At 64.5% G+C, this 20,707-nt stretch carries 16 protein-coding genes; 8 read left to right on the top strand and 8 right to left on the bottom strand.

What is annotated here, in order from left to right; all coding sequences use genetic code 11:
• Positions 1-5 precede the first annotated feature (5 nt).
• A complete protein-coding gene (locus tag JMY28_RS04325; RefSeq protein ID WP_201694678.1) occupies positions 6-440 on the top strand; it encodes a nuclear transport factor 2 family protein in 435 nt (144 codons plus the stop codon).
• A 32-nt stretch (positions 441-472) separates the two neighbouring features.
• Here JMY28_RS04325 and JMY28_RS04320 read toward each other — a convergent pair whose 3' ends face one another.
• Entirely contained in the window at positions 473-2,047 is a 1,575-nt protein-coding gene (locus JMY28_RS04320) for an MFS transporter (RefSeq protein WP_201694677.1), read from the bottom strand.
• Positions 2,048-2,358: 311 nt separating this feature from the next.
• Between JMY28_RS04320 and JMY28_RS04315 the strand changes: the two genes are divergently transcribed.
• The 3 genes from JMY28_RS04315 to JMY28_RS04305 all read left to right on the top strand — a co-directional run bounded on the left by JMY28_RS04315 (position 2,359) and on the right by JMY28_RS04305 (position 4,826).
• Positions 2,359-2,754, top strand: a complete 396-nt coding sequence (locus JMY28_RS04315) for a DUF305 domain-containing protein (protein WP_201694676.1) — start codon at positions 2,359-2,361, stop codon at positions 2,752-2,754.
• A 48-nt stretch (positions 2,755-2,802) separates the two neighbouring features.
• Positions 2,803-4,278 (top strand): YncE family protein, encoded by a 1,476-nt coding sequence (locus tag JMY28_RS04310; protein ID WP_201694675.1) that lies wholly within the window; start codon positions 2,803-2,805, stop codon positions 4,276-4,278.
• Positions 4,279-4,403: 125 nt separating this feature from the next.
• Positions 4,404-4,826, top strand: a complete 423-nt coding sequence (locus JMY28_RS04305) for a hypothetical protein (RefSeq protein WP_201694674.1) — start codon at positions 4,404-4,406, stop codon at positions 4,824-4,826.
• A gap of 16 nt (positions 4,827-4,842) precedes the next feature.
• On the opposite strand, the gene JMY28_RS04300 is transcribed toward JMY28_RS04305, so the two are convergent.
• On the bottom strand, positions 4,843-5,754 hold the full coding sequence (locus JMY28_RS04300; RefSeq protein ID WP_201694673.1) for a CHAD domain-containing protein: 912 nt from the start codon (positions 5,752-5,754) through the stop codon (positions 4,843-4,845).
• A 232-nt stretch (positions 5,755-5,986) separates the two neighbouring features.
• Between JMY28_RS04300 and JMY28_RS04295 the strand changes: the two genes are divergently transcribed.
• Together JMY28_RS04295 and pstS are read left to right on the top strand one after the other, a co-directional pair.
• Complete coding sequence (locus JMY28_RS04295; RefSeq protein WP_201694672.1) at positions 5,987-6,355, top strand: NUDIX hydrolase; 369 nt, start codon at positions 5,987-5,989, stop codon at positions 6,353-6,355.
• Positions 6,356-6,674: 319 nt separating this feature from the next.
• Complete coding sequence (pstS, locus tag JMY28_RS04290; protein ID WP_201694671.1) at positions 6,675-7,700, top strand: phosphate ABC transporter substrate-binding protein PstS; 1,026 nt, start codon at positions 6,675-6,677, stop codon at positions 7,698-7,700.
• A 133-nt stretch (positions 7,701-7,833) separates the two neighbouring features.
• On the opposite strand, the gene JMY28_RS04285 is transcribed toward pstS, so the two are convergent.
• Genes JMY28_RS04285 through JMY28_RS04275 form a run of 3 tightly spaced genes read right to left on the bottom strand, consistent with a single transcriptional unit; the run spans position 7,834 to position 14,923 of the window.
• Complete coding sequence (locus tag JMY28_RS04285) at positions 7,834-8,754, bottom strand: transglutaminase family protein (protein ID WP_201694670.1); 921 nt, start codon at positions 8,752-8,754, stop codon at positions 7,834-7,836.
• On the bottom strand, positions 8,751-11,384 hold the full coding sequence (locus JMY28_RS04280; protein ID WP_201694669.1) for a circularly permuted type 2 ATP-grasp protein: 2,634 nt from the start codon (positions 11,382-11,384) through the stop codon (positions 8,751-8,753). The genes JMY28_RS04285 and JMY28_RS04280 overlap by 4 nt, the downstream gene beginning before the upstream one ends.
• A gap of 47 nt (positions 11,385-11,431) precedes the next feature.
• Positions 11,432-14,923 (bottom strand): transglutaminase family protein, encoded by a 3,492-nt coding sequence (locus JMY28_RS04275; RefSeq protein ID WP_201694668.1) that lies wholly within the window; start codon positions 14,921-14,923, stop codon positions 11,432-11,434.
• A 194-nt stretch (positions 14,924-15,117) separates the two neighbouring features.
• Between JMY28_RS04275 and JMY28_RS04270 the strand changes: the two genes are divergently transcribed.
• Positions 15,118-16,191: a zinc-binding metallopeptidase family protein gene (locus JMY28_RS04270; protein WP_201694667.1), complete on the top strand. Its 1,074-nt coding sequence runs from the start codon at positions 15,118-15,120 to the stop codon at positions 16,189-16,191.
• Positions 16,192-16,228: 37 nt separating this feature from the next.
• Here JMY28_RS04270 and JMY28_RS04265 read toward each other — a convergent pair whose 3' ends face one another.
• Positions 16,229-17,701, bottom strand: coding sequence for a circularly permuted type 2 ATP-grasp protein (locus JMY28_RS04265; RefSeq protein ID WP_201694666.1), 1,473 nt, complete (start codon positions 17,699-17,701; stop codon positions 16,229-16,231).
• Between the two features lie 165 nt (positions 17,702-17,866).
• Positions 17,867-18,526 carry a glutathione S-transferase family protein gene (locus JMY28_RS04260; protein WP_201694665.1) on the bottom strand — a complete coding sequence of 220 codons (660 nt, stop codon included), beginning with the start codon at positions 18,524-18,526 and terminating at the stop codon, positions 17,867-17,869.
• Between the two features lie 316 nt (positions 18,527-18,842).
• Here JMY28_RS04260 and JMY28_RS04255 point away from each other — a divergent pair, with 316 nt between their 5' ends.
• Complete coding sequence (locus JMY28_RS04255) at positions 18,843-20,192, top strand: polyhydroxyalkanoate depolymerase (RefSeq protein WP_201694664.1); 1,350 nt, start codon at positions 18,843-18,845, stop codon at positions 20,190-20,192.
• A gap of 8 nt (positions 20,193-20,200) precedes the next feature.
• Here the strand turns inward: JMY28_RS04255 and JMY28_RS04250 are convergent, their stop codons facing one another.
• Entirely contained in the window at positions 20,201-20,638 is a 438-nt protein-coding gene (locus tag JMY28_RS04250; protein ID WP_201694663.1) for a cupin domain-containing protein, read from the bottom strand.
• Positions 20,639-20,707: the final 69 nt, after the last annotated feature.

Genomic DNA, 20,707 nt, shown 5'->3' with positions numbered 1-20,707 from the left:
TTTCCATGAATCAGTCGACCCTTAACGTTCAGCCCGCGGTCGCGCTTTCCCTTGAGAAGTGGCACACGATGGTGGAAACCGGGGATCTCAGCACGCTGAGTTCCATCGTGCACCCCGATGCCATTTTCCGTTCGCCCATGGCGTTCAAGCCCTATGCACCGGCTCCCGCGTTGCTGATGGCCTTGCAAACGGTCGTGACCATCTTGCGGGACTTCAGCTACCACCGGCAGTTCAGTAGTGAAGATGGACTGAACGTCGTGCTGGAGTTCAGCGCCATGGTGGACGACAAACAGCTCAAGGGTATCGACATGATCCGCTTCGACAGCGAAGGCCTGATTGTCGAATTCGAAGTGATGATCCGGCCGTTCAATGCCTTGCAGGCCCTCGGAGCGGAAATGGGTGCACGCCTGGCTCAGTTCCTGCCTGCGTACAAGGCCTAACCCTGCGCTCAACACCCGCTCAACTTGGACGTCTACGGATAATTGCCAACCCGGACAGGCGGCACAAACCACGCGAGACACAGGCCGGCGAGCGCGGCCACGGCAGCGACGACGAGGCCCATGTGGATCGATTCCACGAGCGCACTGCGCGCCGAGTTCATCATCGCGTCGCCAGCGTGCCCGGCGCTTACGAGGCGACTGATCAGCGCGGCCTGGTCGGCGCGGTCCACGAGTAGTTCGGGACTCGCAAACGACTTGAACCACTGAGTCGCCTGATACGAGTCCAGCGAGCGATTCACGCCCATGGTGTAAAGGTGCCCGAGCAGCGCGCCGGTCATCGCCGTGCCCAGCATGCCGCCGAAGGTGCGCAGCGATTGCAGCATCGCCGTGGCGGCGCCGAGATGGTCTCGCGAGACGATCTGCTGCGAGCAGACCGTGAGGCTCGTGCCCACGAGGCCGAGCCCCAGGCCGCTCGCACCCATGCACGCCATCCACACGAGATGCGGCTCGTTGCCGCGCAGCACGACCACCGCGAGGCTCGCGAAAGCAGACAGTGCGAAGCCGACATAGAGGATCGCGTTGGCGCGCCGGATGCGCGTGACCACGCGGTTGTTCACGAAACTGCCAACCGTCGTGCCGAGCAGGAGCGGCGTGATCAGCATGCCCGAGGAGCGCGGCGACATCGCATAGCCGCCCTGGAACAGCAGCGGGACGTAGAAAACGAGCGAAAACAGCGCGAACCCGCCGAGCACCGACATCGCAAAGAGCGGACCGAGCTTTCGATCGAGCAGCATGTCCACGGGGATGATCGGATAGCCCATGCGCTTTTCCCAGAAGAAAAGCGTTAGCGAAAAGACCAGCACGATCATCGCCAGCATGATCGTCATGGTCGTCCATCCTTGTCTCGGCAAGAGCTCGATCACTAGCTGCAGCGCGCCGAACGTGACAGCGACGACGCAAGCGCCGAGCCAGTCGAGGCGCAGCCTCCCACCTTCGCGGGCATGGCGCAGATGCGGCAGGAAAGCGTGCACGAAGTAGAGCGCCACCAGACCCACCGGCACGTTGACGAAGAACACGAGCCGCCAGCTTCCGTGCTGGGTCAGCATGCCCCCGAGCGTGGGTCCGACCATGTTCGCAACGCCAAACGCCGAGGTGACGAACACCAGCCAGCGCAGGCGTAGCCTCGGATCGGGGAACAGGTCGGCAACGGTCGCGAATACTGTCCCCATCATGATGCCGCCACCGATACCTTGCAGGCCGCGCGCGAGCACGAGAAACAGCATGTTGGTCGCCATCCCGCAGAGCACCGATGCGAGGGTGAAGAGAAGAATGGCGGCGAGCATGAAGGGCTTGCGGCCGAACAGATCGCCCAGACGCCCGAAGATCGGAATGGTGATGACGGATGCCAGCATGTAGGCGGTCGCGACCCATGCATAGAGTTCGAAGCCCTTGAGCTCAGCCACGATGCGCGGCAACGCGGTGCCAACGATGGTCTGGTCGAGCGCGATCAGCATCGAAACCGACGCGACGCCTAGCATCGCCAATACCGACTCGCGAAACGGCAACAGTTGCCGTCCTTGATCTTGAAGCTCGATGCCCGTGGCCATGGAACGCTCCCCGCCGCTGCGAAGCGGCTAATCTGCTGTGCGGTGCCCGGTAAAAAATGAATGGGCCGTGCGTGCGACCTTCATGCGATGTGCATTGATGGTACGCCCGCAAACCCGAACTTGACGGTACGAACGCGAGATCGAGGCGGTTATTCCACTCGGTCCGCCAGAGGCGCGGGAGTTGAAAAGCGTTTGACAACGTTTCGCGGCGCGTCAATCCGCAATGCGAATCTGGCCGACATGGAGTAAATGGACTATTGCGCTGTTTGCCTTCACGTCCAATGTGATTCGACCGATACGGAGGGGAAGTCATGAACGCTGCAATTCGACTCGTTTTGCGAGCAATGGTGTGCGGTGCGGCCGTGCTTTCTCTGGCCGGTCTATGCGCTGCGCCGTCGAGTGACGCCGGATCTTCTCGCGACAGTGAAGAGGACTTGTTTCTTTCGGAAAACGAAGCGGCAATGACGAAGATGATGGCCGGCATGGCGGCCAGGCCCACGGGCGATATCGACCGCGATTTCGTCGCAACGATGATTCCACACCACCAGGGCGCGATCGACATGGCCATGGCGGAACTGCGGCACGGACACAACGAACAGCTACGCAGGATCGCTCAGGAGATCGTGGTCGAGCAGCAGCAGGAGATCGTCGCCATGCGCCTCGCGGTGCATGATTCGATCGCGGCTCCAGCTCCGATCTCCCACTGACACCTTGGCCCGCGGGTCCACTCGCGTCACGACGCAGGAGACAACGTCATGAAATACAACCCCCTTCTCGGCGCGGCCATGATTGCCGCATCGCTTGTTGCCTCAATGCTCGCCGAAGCGGGGCAGGTCCCCGGATCGCTCACGGCTGCCGATATTCCAGTCAGCCATCGGGACCGCGTCTATTCGTCTGATCAGTTTTCGAATACCGTTTCGGTCATCGATCCCGCCGCCAATCGTCTGATCGGTGTCATCCGGCTCGGGGAGCCGATTCCGGCCAACTTCAGCCCGCTCTATCACGGTCAGTTGCTCGTGCACGGAATGGGCTTTTCTCCTGATCATCGCACGCTCGCCATTGTCTCTATCGGCTCGAATTCGGTGACGTTCATCGATACACAAACCAATTCGGTCAAGCATGTGACCTACGTGGGCCGCTCCCCGCACGAAGCTTTTTTCACGCCCGACGGCAGCGAGGTGTGGGTCACCGTGCGCGGCGAGAATTACGTCGATGTGCTCGACGCCAGGACCTTCGAAGAGAAGACGCGCATTGTCGTGCCAGCCGGGCCAGGCATGCAGATCTTCTCGCCGGACGGAAAGTACGGATATATCTGTTCGTCCTTCAATCCGGAAACCGATGTCGTCTCGGTCGCCGATCACCAGATCGTGGCGAGAGTCACGCAGGCGAGCCCGTTCTGCCCGAACATTGCGGCCACGCCGGATGGCCGGCAGGTCTGGTTCACGCTCAAGGATGTGGGCAAGACTCAGGTGTTCGACGCACGGCCACCGTTTGCGCTGCTGAAAACGCTCGATACGGGACCGATCACCAATCATGTGAACATCGTGCAGAACGCCCACGGCATGTTTGCGTACGTCACGGTGGGAGGCCTGAACCAGATCAAGGTGTTCCGTACTGACGACTTTTCGCAGGTGGCGACCATTGCTGTTGGGAGCTTGCCGCATGGCATCTGGCCGTCTGGCGACGGCACGCGTGTCTACGTGGGCCTCGAAAACGGCGACGCGATGACGGCAATCGACACGCTGACCAACAAAGTCATCGCCACGGTGCCGGTCGGCCAGGCGCCACAAGCCGTGGCGTATGTGCCCGACGCCGTGCCGGACGGCGATGGCACGGCCAACACGCAGCCGCTCGGCGCGGCGGGCGAGGCGACGCACGTGACGCTGATTCCGGTGGGTGGCGCGGCAGCCGGGCATGGCAATGCGCCCACTTCCGTGGCGTTGTTCGATCAGGGCTTGCTGCAGGTCCTGCAGGCAGCGGTCACCGGGTTGCAGGCGGGTCAGCCGTATTTCCTCGGTCTTTCGGACCACGCCGACGGCAGTGGCCGCATTGACGTGCTCGCGAGTTTCAAGACCAATCCGGCCGGCTCGGCAATCGTCAACACGCTGGGCCAGATTCGACAGGTCGTTACGCCTGACACGCCAGGCGTCGCCGATCACCGCAGATATCTCGTGATTGCGCCCAGTGTGGGCGGCGCGCCCGGACCCGCAGTGCAGGTCCAAGCCTTGTGAGTGTCACGCCGATATCCTGTTCGTCATTTCGAATTCCTTAATAAAAAGGTGGGGATACTGTCTGTTCGCACACGCAAGGCGCCTGCTGACACTTGACGCTGGCCGCTGTGGGAAGCTAACTGTCGGTGATCGACACCCGAAAACGAGGTGAAGAAATGACAGCTTCCCGCAATCTGGCTAACAGCCGACTTGCAGTGCTTCTGCTGGTCTTTCTGGCGCATGGCGCGGCCAGCGCTGCTGGCGCTCGTGCGGCGCCAACCGCTTCGCCGCGCTTCGAGCCGAGCGAGCTTTCGACAGACTGCATCGACCGGGAATATCGTGGGAAAAACGCCAAACTGGGGCTCGACTACACCGACTTGATCAACAATTGCGGTGCATCGGTCATCATCACGTGGCAGTCGTTCAACAACGGCACGCCGCAAACGGAAGGCGGGGGGATGGGGCAATCGGAATGCCTGCCGCCGGGCGGTTCCATCACCACGGCATCGCGCGAGAGACTCGGAATGGCGAGCGAGAATTTGCCTGTTAGCGTCGTGACCTGCCAGTGACGGCGGTGGCATTGGCTCAGCCAGATATGGCTTTTACCCTTTGCGACGCCACTTCTATTCGTTGGCACTTCTTTCTTTCCAGCCATTGCAGTGACTTCTCGACGACGTCGGCTGGAACCGCGTCGAATGTCGTGTTGCGAATCAGGGTCTCGCTTGCCGCAATGTCGTTGAACTCCCCCAGCATCTTTTGCACGGACGTCAGCTCTTTGAGCGTGCGTTCGTGATCGCCTTTGATGACGGGCTGAAAAAACTCGAGCAGATAGCGCAGCTTTTTGCCGGCCTTGCGCACGTCATGGAGATTATCCTCATGGCCAGCCTCGCTTCGCACGGCGCGCCTGCTGCGCTTTCGAAGCGTGCGTTGTGCCATACGGACTCGCTTTTTAGCGAACGTGCTTATCGGAAGATCATTGCAACACGACTGCAGCGTGGTTTGCGCACGAAGTACGGCGTCGTTCAGAAATGCCTCGACGGTGTCGCTGTTGATCAGCGCCTGGCTATGCGCCACCGCTTGTGCGCGCTTCTCACGCGCGGCGCTCACAAGCAGTTCGATCGATGCGTCCGATTTCTGCGCGGTTCTCAGGAGATCGCCAGCGATGTCCCAGTCGCGCGTTCCGCCTGCCACGGCAGCCAGGCGCTTGAATTCATCGCTGGCTTGCGCGGTGGCTTCCTCGCCGAGCCAGGGGGAGTACGCCCAATACAATGCACGGAGTTTTCTGAAAGCCACCCGAAGTTGATGAAACGCTTCGGGGTCGACTTCCGTCGCCAGGGCTTTCGTTCTTTGCACCACCTCGATGACCACGGGCATGGCCAATGACGAAAAGGTGCTGGCGATAGAGGTCTTTCTGGCGAGTGCCGCAGCGGAGCGTCGCCGATCGATTCTGAAAGGAGTGCGCGGCCGTGGCAAGGGCCAGTCACCGTCCATATCCATTGCAGCTCCAGTCCGACAAAAAATATGTTGGCCCAAACCTTACCATAAGGACTGTTGGCTACCTGGTTTTTATGACGATTTGATGAAATGATAAAAATCTGGCAAGTTGACGGCCATCGCGCCGCTAGCAGGTTGAATTTCTGATTTTCTGTATTACGATGCTTACCCAAGTCAGGCGTTGCAATGCGGATGCACCGAGCGGCACCCTCCGGGAACGAAGTGGGAGTTCGAGTTGAAGAAACGGGCCACCGTGATTTGTCGCAGAGGTAAGCGAATTCTCCTGGTCGCACGCAGTCGGTCGAAGTGGGCACTACCGGGCGGCATGTTGAAGCGCGGCGAGCATCTTACGGAAGCCGCGCTACGAGAACTCAGGGAGGAGACCCGGCTCGCCGGAAAGGCAGCCAGGTATCTGTTCGACATTCGCGGCAAGCAGAAACACCATCATGTGTTCTCCTGCGAAATACCCAGGCAAGCCAAGGCACGCCCGAGTAGCGAGATATCCCGGTGTCGATGGGTCCATCTCGACGACATCTCGCGCCTGATCACGAGCGGCCCGACGAACGATATTCTCCGGCTCGTCAACCAGAGGCGCAGGAAGTAGCACCACGGCCTTCGTGGTGAGGCATTGAACGCTCACGGCGTTCAATGCGGATGCGTCTGCCTGCATCCGCCATCCACGGCATGGACCAAAGTCCATCACCAACGCTTCGCGCGCATCACGCGTTTTCGTCGCCTTTGGGACATTGCACGCGTGCCGCCATGCGCACGCGAACGTATTCAGCGAGCCTTCGCTAACACGCCCTCTGAATGATCGCGTCACCATCCATAAGCCCACTTCGGCGATCGATTGCAGTGTCACCCGATCGTCACATTACGAACGTAACGTCCAGCGCATCAATAACGATTTTAAGGAGTACGGGATGAAAGTCAGTCTATTTGCGATTGTCATTCTCGCGCTGGGCACGGGCATCGCCCAGGCTGCGGATATCACCGGTGCGGGCAGTACCTTCGCGGCGCCGATCTATACAAAATGGGCGGATGCCTATCAGAAGTCGGGCGGCGGCAAGGTGAATTACCAGGGCATTGGCTCGTCGGGCGGCATCAAACAGATTCAGGCCAAGACCGTCGACTTTGCGGGCTCGGACGCTCCGCTGAAGGACGATCAACTGGCCAAGGACGGTCTGTTCCAGTTTCCGACGGTGGTCGGCGGTGTCGTGCCGGCGATCAACGTGCCGGGCGTCAAGGCCGGCGAACTCACGCTGTCGGGCCCGGTGCTCGGCGACATCTACCTCGGCAAGATCAAGAAGTGGAACGATCCGGCTATCGTCGCGCTGAACCCGAAGGTCAAGCTGCCTGACCTCGACATCGCCGTGGTGCGCCGCGCAGATGGTTCGGGCACCAGCTTCATCTGGACGAACTACCTCTCGAAGGTCAGCCCCGCGTGGAAGAGCAAGGTCGGCGAAGGCACGACGGTGGCATGGCCGACAGGTACGGGCGGCAAGGGCAACGACGGCGTCGCGGCCTTCGTGCAGCGTTTACCGGGCGCGATCGGCTACGTCGAGTGGGCGTACGCCAAGCAAAATCACATGGTCTATGCCTCGATGAAGAACGAAGCGGGCGCAGTCGTTCAGCCGGGCACCGAAACGTTCAAGGCAGCCGCTGCCGGCGCGGACTGGAAGACGTCGTTCTACCAGATCCTCACGAACGAGCCGGGCAAGGATGCGTGGCCCGTTGTCGGCGCGACTTTCGTGCTGCTGCATACGGCACAGGACAAGCCGGACCAGGGCAAGGAAACGCTCAAGTTTTTCGACTGGGCCTTCAAGAATGGCGCTTCGGCCGCCGATAGCCTCGACTACATTTCGCTGCCGGACTCCGTCGTGAGCGAAATCAAATCGCAGTGGAAGGAGAAGGTCAAGGACGCGAGCGGAAAGCCGATCGCGCCATAAACCGAAATGGCATGCAGGCGCGCGCGTAGGTATCGCGCGCGCCTGCATGCAGCCACGCTTTTAGCCTTACGCAATTACCCGCAATTGCGCCGCAAATTCTTGACGACTTCGACGCTGGGTCCGAGCACGTCGATCAATTCGCGTTCACACTGACCGCCACGTCCACCTGATGCGCGCCGCCGCCAAGAATGACGCCGCGCAGAAGCGACACGTCGGTGTAATCACGGCCGATGGCGAGCGTCACGTGGCCCTGATCGGCGAGCACGTCGTTGGTCGGATCGAGATCGATCCAGCCGGCAGAGGGTGCGGACGATGCAGAGGGTGCAGACGTTCCCGAGGGCACGTAGAGCGACACCCACGCATGCGAGGCGTCCGCGCCGATCATCGGCGGTGCGCCTTCGGGCGGGTCGTTGCGCAGATAGCCGCTCACATAGCGCGCCGCGAGCCCGATCGAGCGCAGGCAGCCGATCATCACCTGGGCGAAGTCCTGGCACACGCCGTGGCGCAGTTCGAACGCGCGCGCCGCGGGTGTGTCGAACGCCGTTGCCGAGGGCAGGTACTCGAAGTCGGTATGGATGCGATGCATCAGGTCGATCGCGCCGGCCAGAACGGGGGTGCCAGGCGTGAAGCTCGCGAGCGCGTAGGCGCGCATTCCGGGCTGTAACGCGATATTCGGCGAAGCGAAGCAAAACTCCGACTCCGCATGGAACGCGCCGCCCGCCGTGTAGCGCAGCATGCACTCGACGTCTTCCCAAGCGGGTGTCGCGGCGATATCGAGCGAATCGTAGCGCGGCGTGAGCAGTACGCTCGTCTCGCTCGTCATTTGCAGATAGTCGTGCGGCGCGTCGAACGAGAAGTAGAGGACCTCGTTGCCGAATGCGTCGCGGCGGCTCGTCTGATACGACGGCGCGGGCTCGATCCGTTCGCGGTGTGCGAGCACGCGCTGCCACGGCAGGTCGAGCGGACGGATCGTCGCGAGATGCTGCGCGGTTTCGACGAGCGTCGAATATCGATAGGTCGTGCGGTGCGTGACCGCGAGGCGCGCGCCGTTCATGACCACACCTGTGCGGCGAGCGGCACGGCGTGGCTGAACCAGCGTGCGCTGATCTCGTTCGACATCGCGGCCATGCGCTCGGCGAGACTGTCGCACAGTGCGGTGAGCGCTGGGTAGCGGCCGTCATCGCCGGGCTCGCAAAGCGTTTCCAGCGTGGGCAGCGCCTCGATGGGCGCGAGCTGCGAGGCGAACGGCTCACGCCTCGGGCCGCGCGATGCCTGGGCGATTTCGTCGAGCCGCGCGCGCAGCCGCGCATAGACGCCGTAGAGGCCGCGCGGATTGGTCGGGTCGGTCACGATCACGTCGAGCAGGGCGGGCACTTCCAGGCGCCCCGGATAGAGCGAGCGATACGTAAGCGTGCTGTCGAACAGTTGCAGCAGCACGTCGAAGCCCGCGGGCGTGGCGAGCGTGCGTTCGTGCGCGGCGATACGCAACATGGTGGCGAGCGTCGCCACGCGTTCGATATGGCGTCCCGCGAACAGCAGGCGCCAGGCTTCGTCACGGGTCATGCGGTCGCCCTGGCAGCCGCTGATGGCGCTCAACTGCGTGGCGAGCGCATCGAGCGCGCCCATCAGCGCCATACGGTCGTACGGCGTGTGACGCCTGAACTCGAGGGTTGTACCGTTGCGCGCTGCCGGTGGCACGAGCGAAAGCGCGTGGAGCGCGTCGCGGAAGTCGTTGCGCGAGGCAAGCACGGTGCGCCAATGGTCGTTCGAAAGCCGGCCGCGAATCTCGCCGCACGCGTACGCCTGGCTCGCGAGCGTGCGGCCGATTCCCGTTGCGCCCGCATTTTCGTGCAGATTGGCGACGAGCGCGCGCTCGAAGTCGTCGAGGTTGCGCCGCGCTTCATCGCCCGTGGAGGGCACGAGGCCATTGGCGGCGGCCAGTTCGATGAAGGTGCCGAACAACTCTTCGGCGTCGCTGCCTTCGAGCGAGCCGAGAATCAGCCGGCACAGGCGCACACCGTTTTCGGCGCGCTCGCCGTAACGGCCTGCCCAGAACAGATTCTCCGCTGAGCGGCTCGGCACGCGGCGGCGCTCGCGGCGCAGCTCACCGGGCTTGATCGGGCTCGGCAGAAGTGTGAAGGTCGAACCGGGCTGGCTCGACAGCACCCAGGTATCCACGCTGCTGCCGCCCATCTGCATCGATACGGATTCCTGATGTTCTGCCGCCAGGCGCGTGAAGCCGCCGGGCAGCACACGCCAGCCGCATTCCTGGTCGGCAATCGCGTAGACGCGCAGGACGGCGGGCCGCGCGCCGAGCATGCCGGCGCCGTTCTCATAGCGCGGCGTATAGCTGTAGCGCAGCGGCTGCTGCACCGTGAAGGCGTCGGGCAACTGCTCGATGCGCTCGCGCCAGTCCGCGAGCGTTTGCAGCCCGGCGGCGAGTCCGGGCGGCGTGGGCGACGCGTTCGCAGCGTCTGGCCACGTCGGCACGAGCAGCGCCTCGGGCACCTGTGCGAGCGCATCGCGCCAGGCCGCGTCTTCGCCGCACCACCAGGTCGCGACGCCCGGCAGCGCGAGTTCCTCGCCGAGCAGCGCCTGCGCAATGCCGGGCATGAAGCCGTGCAGCGCGGGCGATTCGACGAAGCCGGCGCCCGGCACGTTCGAGACCATCACGTTGCCCGCACGCATGACCTGCAGCAGCCCCGGCACACCGATCGTCGAGTCGGCGCGAAGCTCGACCGGGTCGCAGAAGGTGTCGTCGAGGCGGCGCAGCACCGCGTGCACGCGCTCCAGGCCGTCGAGCGTCTTGAGGTACAGCATGTCGTCGCGCACTGTGAGGTCCTTGCCCTCGACGAGCGTGAGGCCGAGGTAGCGCGCGAGGAACACGTGCTCGAAGTAGGTCTCGCTAAACGGCCCCGGCGTGAGCAGCACGATATGCGCGGACGCGCCGCTCACGCTGCGCTCTTCGGCGCTCATGACCGCGCGCGCAGCCGCGGCGAGCGTGGCGACGAGTTGCGAATAGGAGGGCGCGAGACGGTGCACCCGCATGGTGCGAAACGGCTCGGCGAAGAGGCTCGAAACGATGAGCCGGTTTTCGAGCAGATAACCGAGTCCCGAGGGCGCTTCCGTGCGGTGCGAGACGACTGTCCACTGGCCTTCGGGCGAGCGCGCCAGGTCGAGGGCGACGATCTGCAGGTACTGACCCTCGGGCGGCACGAAGCCTTTCACGGCGCGCAGATAGCCGGGATGGCCGAATACCAGCGCGGGCGGCAGCAGGCCGCGCGCAAGCAGCGTTTGCGGCCCGTAGATATCGGCGACGATCTCGTTGAGCAGGCGCGCGCGCTGCGCGGCGCCGCGCTCGATCTGCGCCCATTCGGCTTCGTCGATGACGAACGGCAGCACGTCGAGCGCCCACGGCCGCGGTCCGCCCGTGTCCGCGTAGACGTTATAGGTGATGTCGTTCTCGCGCACCTGGCGCGCGACCGTTGCTGCGGCGCTGTCGAATCCCGCCACACCCGGCTTGCCGAGCAGGCCGAAAAACTGCCGCCACGGCTCACGCAGTTCGCCGTCCGCCGTTTGCAGCTCGTCCCAGTGTCCGGCGCGCACCGGCAGCGTGCGCAGCGGCGCGCTCGCCTCTTCGTTGCTGGCGGAGGAATCGAACGGCAGGGTGGATTGGGTCGGCAAGATCGTGGGTCGTGACAGCGCGCCTCGTTCGCGAGGCGCGCCTTCGGTTAGGGCTCTTGACGGGTTATCGGCCGCAATTCGCCGCGGCGTAGATCCAGTGTGAACGGAAATTCGAGGCTGCGCTCGGGCGGCGCCACTTCCAGCGGCCCCGGTGTGTGGCCGGTCGTGAAGAAGCGCGCGCGCCGGCGGCTTTCGGCCTCGTAGGCGTTGACCGGAAACGTCTCATAACTGCGGCCACCAGGATGCGCAACATGATACTGGCATCCGCCGATCGCGCGCGCGTTCCAGGTGTCGACGATATCGATCGTGAGCGGCGCGTGCACGCCGATGGTCGGATGCAGCGACGTCGACTGCTGCCACGCGCGAAAGCGCACGCCCGCCACGCTCTCGCTGACGCGCCCGGTGGGCTGAAGCGGCAACGCGCGGCCGTTCACGCTGACGATATGGCGGTTTTCGTTGATGCCGAGCACGCGCACTTCGAGCCGCTCCACCGACGAATCGACGTAACGCACCGTGGCGCCGGCCCCGCCTTCCTCGCCCATCACGTGCCACGGTTCGAGCGCATGGCGCACCGAGAGCGCGATGCCGCTCGTCTGCAACTCGCCCACGAGCGGGAAGCGGAATTCGAAGTGCGGCGCGAACCAGGCGGCGTCGAGCGCGAAACCCGCCTTGGACGTTTCGGCGAGCACGTCGTCGAAGTCCATCTGCACGAAGGTCGAGAGCATGAAGCGGTCGTGCAGTTCGGTGCCCCATCGCGTGAGGCGTTGCGTGTACGGCGTTTTCCAGAAGCGCGCGACGAGCGCGCGCAGCAGCAGTTGCTGCGCGAGGCTCATGTGCGCGTGCGGCGGCATTTCGAAGCCGCGCAGCTCGAGCAGGCCGAGGCGCCCGGTCGGGCCGTCGGGCGAGTAGAGCTTGTCGATGCAGAACTCGGCGCGATGCGTGTTGCCCGTCACGTCGATGAGGATGTTGCGCAGCGTGCGGTCGATGAGCCAGGGCGGCACGCGCGGGCCATCGTCGAAGGGGCTCCCGAAACCGCGCAGCAAATCGACCTGACGCTGGATTTCGGCGAACGCGACTTCCAGTTCGTAGACCTGATCATTGCGCGCTTCGTCCACGCGCGGCGCCTGGCTCGTCGGCCCGATGAAAAGGCCCGAAAACAAATACGAAAGCGACGGATGGTTGTGCCAGTAGGCCACGAGGCTCGCGAGCAGGTCGGGGCGGCGCAGGAACGGGCTGTCGGCAGGCGTGGCGCCGCCGAGCACGAGGTGATTGCCGCCGCCGGTGCCGGTGTGCCGGCCATCGAGCATGAACTTCTCGGTGGAGAGCAACGTTTCGTGCGCGGCCTGGTAGAGGAATTCGGTGCGCTCGACCAGCTCGTCCCAGTTCGACGACGGGTGGATGTTCACTTCGATCACACCGGGGTCGGGCGTGACCTGGAGCATTTTCAGGCGCGGGTCGCGCGGCGGCGGATAGCCTTCGATCACGACGGGCAGCGCGAGGTCCGCGGCGGTGGCTTCGACTGCGGCGAGCAGGTCGAGGTAATCGTCGAGTTCGGCGAGCGGCGGCATGAAGATGTGCAACTGGCCTTGCGCGCGGCCATAGGATGCCGCTTCGGCTTTCGGCCCTGCGGCGCGCGCCGGGTCGCGCGCTTCGACGCACAGTGCGGTGCGGTGGATCCAGGCGGCGGATTCGCCGCGCTCGGGGTAGCGGTTTGTTTCGGTTGCGTTGGCGCTTCCCGCGCTTTGCCCATGCCGCGAGTGCGCGGCGGCATCGTAGCTCGCCTCGTACTGCATGCGCCGCTCGGCCGCGCTGCGCAGCGGCGCCGGCGCGGCGAACGGATCGCGCGTGTGCTGCCACGGGTAGTCGCCCGCCGCGACCCACGGCAGCGCATCGAGCGGCAACCGGTAGCCCATCGGCGAGTCGCCGGGAATGAGGTACATGCGCTCGTCGCGGAAGAACCAGGGGCCGCTCACCCAGCGCGGGCCCTGCAAGGCGGGCTGGGTCGCCGACGGCTCGCCGCGCTCGCAGGCGAGCGGCAGCACGTATCCGGTCACGGTGTCGAGGCCCGAGTCGAATATGCGGCGCAGCCGCATGCGCTCCAGCTCGTCGTCGAGGCGCGAGTCGAATGGATCGACGTTCACGGGCAGGCGGCGCTCGCGCCACAGGTAATACCAGGTGTCCTCGTAGCCCGGCTGCACGTGCTCGGGATCGACCGCGAGCTTCGCAGCGAGGTGGGCGATGAAGCGCTGCGCATCCTGGGCCGTATGGTGGGTGAGCGAGCGCTCGTCGGCGAAGAGCGTAGGGTCGCGCCAGCAGGGCTCGCCGTCCGTGCGCCAGAAGAGCGAAAGCGCCCAGCGCGGCAACTGCTCGCCCGGATACCACTTGCCCTGGCCGATATGCAGGAAGCCCATCGCGCCATAGTGGGCGCGCAGCTTGTCCATCAGCGCGATGGCGTAGCGGCGCTTGGTCGGGCCGAGCGCGTCGGTATTCCATTCGGGCGCATCGCGGTCGCCCGCCGCCACGAAGGTCGGCTCGCCGCCCATCGTGAGGCGCACGTCCTGGCCGGTGAGCGCGGCGTCCACCTGGACACCCATCGCGTGCATGTCGGCCCATTGCGCTTCGGTGTAGGGCTTCGTCACACGCGGCGTTTCGAGCACGCGTGAGATCGACATCGAATGCGAGAACTCGACTTCGCATTCGTCGAGCGCGCCCGAAATCGGCGCGGCGCTGCCGGGTTCCGGCGTGCACGCCACCGGAATATGGCCTTCGCCCGCGAGCAGCCCGGAGGTCGGATCGAGCCCGATCCAGCCCGCGCCCGGCAGGTAGACCTCGCACCAGGCGTGCAGGTCGGTGAAGTCGGCCTCGGCGCCGCGCGGGCCGTCGATCGCCTTGATGTCGGGTGTGAGCTGCAGCAGGTAGCCCGAAACGAATCGTGCCGCGAGCCCGAGTTGACGCAGCGTCTGCACGAGCAGCCAGCCCGTGTCGCGGCACGAGCCGCAGCCCTTTTCCAGCGTTTCCTCGGGCGTCTGCACGCCCGGCTCCATGCGGATCAGGTAGCCAATCTCGCGTTGCAGGCGCTGGTTCAGATCGACGAGAAAGTCGATGGTCACGCGCGGCGTGCGGTCGATCGACTCGACGAACGCGGCGAAGCGCGGCGTGGGCTCGCCGCGCGCGGCCCAGGGCACGAGATACGGAGCGAGTTCGGCGGCCAGTTCGGGCGCGTAGGTGAACGGAAAGCGCTCGGCGCTCGGCTCGAGAAAAAAGTCGAACGGGTTGTACACCGCCATTTCCGCGACCAGATCGATCGTGACGCTGAACTCGCGCGTCGGCTCGGGAAACGCGAGCCGCGCCTGATAGTTGGCGAACGGGTCCTGCTGCCAGTTGACGAAATGACCGGCGGGCTCCACGCGCATCGAATACGAGAGGATGGGCGTGCGGCAGTGCGGCGCGGGGCGCAGGCGCACCACGTGAGGCGCGAGGCGCACGAGCCGGTCATAGCGATACTGCGTGACATGGTTTAACGCGACACGGATGGACACACCCGACTCCTCGATCGACGTGGATGGAACGGCGGAAAAAGGGCGAAGCGGCGCACGGGGCAGCGTGCGTATGATGCGGATGGCGCGAGTGCGGGCTGTGACAGCCGAGGCGACAACCGCGCCACGCGCGTGCGAGGCACGCCGCGTGCTGCGCGAAGCGTTGCGGCCCGCGCGGCCATCTCAGGAATGCGGCTATGAAGACTTTTCACTGCGACCAATGCAATCAGCTGGTGTTTTTCGAAAACGAGCACTGCGAACGGTGCGAGGCGCGCCTTGGCTACGTGCCGCAGACGGGCGAGATGCACGCCTTCGAAGACGCCGGCGAGGGCCGCTGGCGCAGCCTGAATGCGCAGGCAGACGGCGCGCTCTTTCGCCAGTGCCACAACTACGCAATCGAAAACGTCTGCAATGGCATGATCCCGGCCGATTCCGAGGACACGCTGTGTCGCGCCTGCCAGTTCACGCGCACAATCCCCAACCTCTCGCAGCCCGAGAACCGCCTTTACTGGTATCGCCTCGAAACGGCCAAGCGGCGCCTGCTCTATACACTGGGCGCGCTCGGCCTGCCGCTCGTCACGCGCGCCGAAGACCCGGAACATGGCCTGCAATTCGAGTTCCTCGAAGAGACGGGCGATGGCCAGCCGATCATGACGGGCCACGATCACGGCCTCATCACGATGAACATCGCCGAGGCCGACGACGCGCAGCGCGAGCGCACGCGCGTCTCGCTGCACGAGCCGTATCGCACCTTGCTGGGGCATTTCCGCCACGAGGTCGGCCATTACTATTTCGATCGTCTCATCGCGCGGGGGCCAACGGAGCGCTGGCTCGAACCGTTTCGCCGCCGCTTCGGCGACGAGCGCGCCGACTATGCCGAAGCGCTCGCCGCGCACTACGCCGAGGGCCCCGCGCCCGACTGGGCCGAGCGCCACGTGAGCGCGTATGCGTCGGTGCATCCGTGGGAGGACTGGGCCGAGACGTGGGCGCACTACCTGCATATCGTCGATACCCTCGACACGGCAACGGCCTGCGGCCTCGCGCTGCTGCCCGACAGCCCCGACGAGCCCACGCTGGTCGACCAGACGCCGGTGGACGAGGCGAGCTTCGACGGCCTCATGGCGCGCTGGTTTCCGCTCACCTACGCGCTCAACAGCCTGAACCGCAGCCTCGGTATGCCCGACGGCTATCCGTTCGCGCTGCCAACGCCTGTCATCGACAAATTGCGCTTCGTTCATCGCGTGATCTCGGCTTCGTCTTCGCGGTCGTGAACGCTCACGCGCCGCTTGAGTAAGTTGATGCGCCGGCTCAGCGCTCGAGCACCCAGGTGTCTTTCGTGCCGCCGCCCTGCGAGGAATTGACCACGAGCGAGCCCTCGCGCAGCGCGACCCGCGTGAGCCCACCCGGCACCATGCGCACTTCCTTGCCCGAGAGCACGAACGGGCGCAGGTCGATGTGGCGCGGCGCGACGCCCGTTTCGACCCAGGTCGGGCAGGTGGAGAGCGAGAGCGTAGGCTGCGCGATGTACTTGTCCGGGTGTGCGACGAGCGCCGCACGAAACGCTTCGATCTCGGCGCGCGTGGCAGCGGGACCGATCAGCATGCCGTAGCCGCCCGCGCCGTGCGCTTCCTTCACGACCAGTTCCGGCAGATGGTCGAGCACGTATTGCAGGTCGTCGGTCTTGCGGCACATCCACGTGGGCACGTTCTTGAGCAGCGGTTCCTCGCCCAGATAGAAGCGCACCATGTCGGGCACGTAAGGGTAGATCGACTTGTCGTCGGCCACGCCCGTGCCCACCGCGTTGCACAGCGTCACGTTGCCCTTGCGGTAGACGTTCATGAGGCCCGCCGCGCCAAGCGTCGAATCGGAGCGGAAGACGAGCGGATCGAGGAAGTCGTCGTCCACGCGCCGGTAGATCACGTCAATGCGCTGCGGGCCCTGCGTCGTGCGCATATAAAGGTGATCGTTCTCGACGAACAGGTCCTGGCCTTCCACGAGTTCGATGCCCATTTGCTGAGCGAGGAACGCGTGCTCGAAGTACGCCGAGTTGTACGTGCCCGGCGTGAGCAGCACGACGGTCGGGTTGTCTGCGCCGGAAGGCGCGGCGGCGCGTAGCGTATCGAGCAGCAGGTCGGGATAGTGCGCGACGGGCGCCACGCGATTGCGCACGAACAGATCGGGAAAGAGCCGCATCATCATCTTGCGGTTTTCCAGCATGTACGAAACGCCGGAGGGAACGCGCAGATTGTCCTCCAGCACATAGAACTCACCCTCGCCGGCGCGCACGACATCGATGCCCGCGATATGCGCATAGATGTCGTGTGCGACGTGTACGCCCTGCATCTCGGGGCGGTATTGCGCGTTGCGCAGGATCTGGTCGGCGGGCACGATGCCGCGCTTCACGATTTCCTGCTCGTGATAAATGTCGTGGATGAAGCGGTTGAGCGCGTTCACGCGCTGACGCAAACCGCGCTCGAGCGTGTTCCACTCCTGGCGCTGGAAGATGCGCGGAATCACGTCGAAGGGAATCGTGCGCTCGGTGCCCGCGCCCGTGACGTCCTTCTCGCCATACACGGCGAAGGTGATGCCCACGCGACGGAAGATCGCATCGGCTTCGGCGCGCTTCTTGAGCATTTGCTGCTCGCTCTGGCTGCGCATCCATGTGAAGAATTCGCGGTAGTGGGCGCGCGGCTCGCCGGCCTGCGCGAACGCCGTGGCGGCGAGGCCGCGAACGTCGAATTCCCCGTACTCGAACATCTCGTTGAAGAATGTTTGCGTCATGTGCGTTTTTCCGTTCGCTGCTTTTTTTGCGCTGCTTTTTTCGCGCCTTTAGTGCTTCTTCATACTGTTCGGTATTCGGGCTGCATGGGGCAACGCAACTTCCATGCCGACGCAGGGGCAACGTGTCATGCCCGATGTTGGTGCGCGGTGACGCTTTGTTGACGCTCAGAACTCCATATCGAGTTCGTCGATGTCCTCGGTTTCCGACTGGGCCGCCGCGATCCATTCAGCGACGTAAGGCTGCTTGAGTACGCGCATGCAGTAGTCGCCGATGTCGGGGTCGATCGGTACGTCGTACGTTAGCAAGCGTGTGACGACGGGTGCGTACATCGCGTCCGCCGCGCCGATCTCGCCGAAGAGCCAGGGCCCGCCATACTTTTGCAGACATTCGCGCCAGATAGTCACGATACGCCCGATATCGTCCTGCGCGCGCGACCAGACGCGAAAGTTCGGAAAGTGGCCGCGCAGGTTCATCGGCAGCGCCGAGCGCAATGCGCTGAAGCCCGAATGCATTTCCCCGCAGACCGAGCGGCAGTGCGCGCGGGCTGTGCGGTCCACGGGCAACAGCTGCGCGTGGGGCTGGATCTCGTTGAGGTATTCGCAGATCGCGAGCGTGTCCCAGACCGCGATGCCGTCGTGGCGCAGGCAGGGAACGAGAATGGAAGGCGAGAGCAGCAGCAACTCGGCACGCGTGGCCGCGTCGTCGAGCGGCACCGTTACCGTGTCGAATTCGAGTCCAGCGAGTCTGGCGAGCAGCCAGCCGCGCATGGACCAAGACGAATAGTTCCGGCTGCTGATCGTCAGGGTCGTGGTCGTCTGATTCATGGGGCGCTCCAGAACGGTAAGGACACGGTGGCCAAGCGCGGGAAGCCGCATGCACCGAATGCGCGCATCGCCCCGGTATGCACCTCTCGCGCCATTCGGCGCACTACATTGCGGCATGCAGGAAGGCGGCGCAGCCGGCGCTTTGCGCGATACACTCGCGCCCTGTTGCCATGGCGTGGCGCGCCGGCCAACGCGCGAGGGCCTGCGCACGCATGGCTCGCTGTGCCGGGAAGGCGCAAGCACTGTGCCAGTCAACGCTTCTGGCATACGTATTGCCTGCTTCGCTTGGCGTTCAAGACAATTGAGAGCCGTGCCCATGAACCTGCTTGCCTATCTGGTCTATCAGACGTTCGCGGACCTGACGAGGTTCGGGCGTGCTAGCGCGTCGTTCTCCCGCGCGACGCTCGCGGCCTGGCCCGCGCTCGCTTGCGGATTCGACGCGCGCTATCTCGATGCCTGGTGGGAGCAGATCGAGCTTGCCGGGCTTTCGCACGCGCGGCCGCCGTTTGAAATCGATTTTGTGGACGTGGACGGCGTGCGCACGCCGGTGAGCGAAGCCGTCGTCAAGCGCACGCCGTTCGCCTCGCTGCTCCACTTTCGCAAGGACGTGGCCGCGCCGCAGCCGCGCGTGCTGCTCGTCGCTCCAATGTCGGGGCACTTCGCGACCCTGCTGCGCGGTACCGTACGCACCATGCTCGCCGACCACGACGTCTATATCACCGACTGGCACAACCCGCGCGACGTGCCCTTGTCGGCGGGCCGCTTCGGCTTCGACGAATACGTCGAGCACGTCATGTCCTTCATTCGACGGATCGGCCCCGATGCGCATCTGGTGGCGATCTGCCAGCCGACGGTCGCGGCGCTCGCGGCCGTATCGTTGATGGCCGCCGACAACGATCCCGCGCAGCCCGCGAGCATGACGCTGATGGCGGGTCCGATCGATTGCCGCGTGAATCCCACCAAGGTCAACGAACTCGCCAACAGCAAGCCGATCACGTGGTTCGAGCGCAATCTCATCAGCGCGGTGCCGGGCGGTTTTCCCGGCGCGCAGCGTCGCGTGTATCCGGGCTTCGTGCAGCTCAGTGCGTTCATGTCGATGAACCTGGAGCGTCATCTCGCCTCGTTCGAGGAGATGCGCCACGAGCGGGCGAAGGGCGACCCCACGCGAGCCGATGCACTCAATGTGTTCTATCGCGAGTACTTTGCCACGTCCGATCTCGCCGCGGAGTTTTATCTGGAAACGGTCAGCTCGGTGTTTCAGGAGTACGAACTGCCGCTCGGCAAGCTCAAGGTGGGCGAGCGCCTCGTCGAGCCGCACGCGATCCGCCGCACCGCGCTGCTCACGATCGAAGGCGAGAAGGACGATATCTGCGCGGTTGGCCAGACCGTTGCCGCCCATGATCTGTGCCGGGGGCTGCGCCCTTATATGAAGACGCATCATGTGCAGACTGGCGTGGGTCATTACGGCGTATTCAACGGCCGCCGCTGGGACACGCAGATTTATCCTCTCGTGCGTGCGACCATTCACGACCACGAGCCGCGCGCGCTGCGCATTGCGGCGTCGGAGGCGCCGGGCGACGATCAGGTGACCCTGCGCGCACTGCTCGACGCCGAAGCGCATGCCGCATCGGCGATCAGCCGCGCCGCCGAAACGCAGCCCAAATAGGGCGAGCGCTACAGCGCGGGGCTCGCTTGCCACGACGTCGGCGCGGGCACGGCGCAGGGCGCTTCCACGTCGATCGACTTAAAGTCGGCGGGGCTCACGATTTCGAGGTACTCCATGTCGGGCGAGTAATCGAAGAGGTAATGGGCGATGCCCGGCGCCTGATGCACGCAGTCTCCCGCTTCGACGAGCGTTTCCTTGTCGCCGTACATGAAGCGCGCCCAGCCCTTGAGCATGATGACGATATGAAAATCTGCCTCATGCCGGTGCCAGCCAGTGCCCAATTCCGGCGCAAGATTTGCCCTGACGAGTTGCGCGACCACCTTGCCGTGCGTCGCATTGGCGATCCCCAGGTCTCGATACACAAAGAAGTCGCGCAGCCCACCGCCGGTGAATGACGTGTCCTGCAGCTTGACGTGCGAAAAGTCCGTGACGAGTGCGGTTTCCATGGCAGGTCTCCCGAGCGCAAAAGTTGAAGGGGCAACGGGTTTGGCAAGCACGACGCGTTCCAGCGTGAA

The sequence above is a fragment of the Paraburkholderia hiiakae genome, from assembly GCF_904848665.1.
GTDB lineage: Bacteria > Pseudomonadota > Gammaproteobacteria > Burkholderiales > Burkholderiaceae > Paraburkholderia > Paraburkholderia hiiakae.
This window is presented reverse-complemented; position numbering and strand designations above follow the sequence as displayed.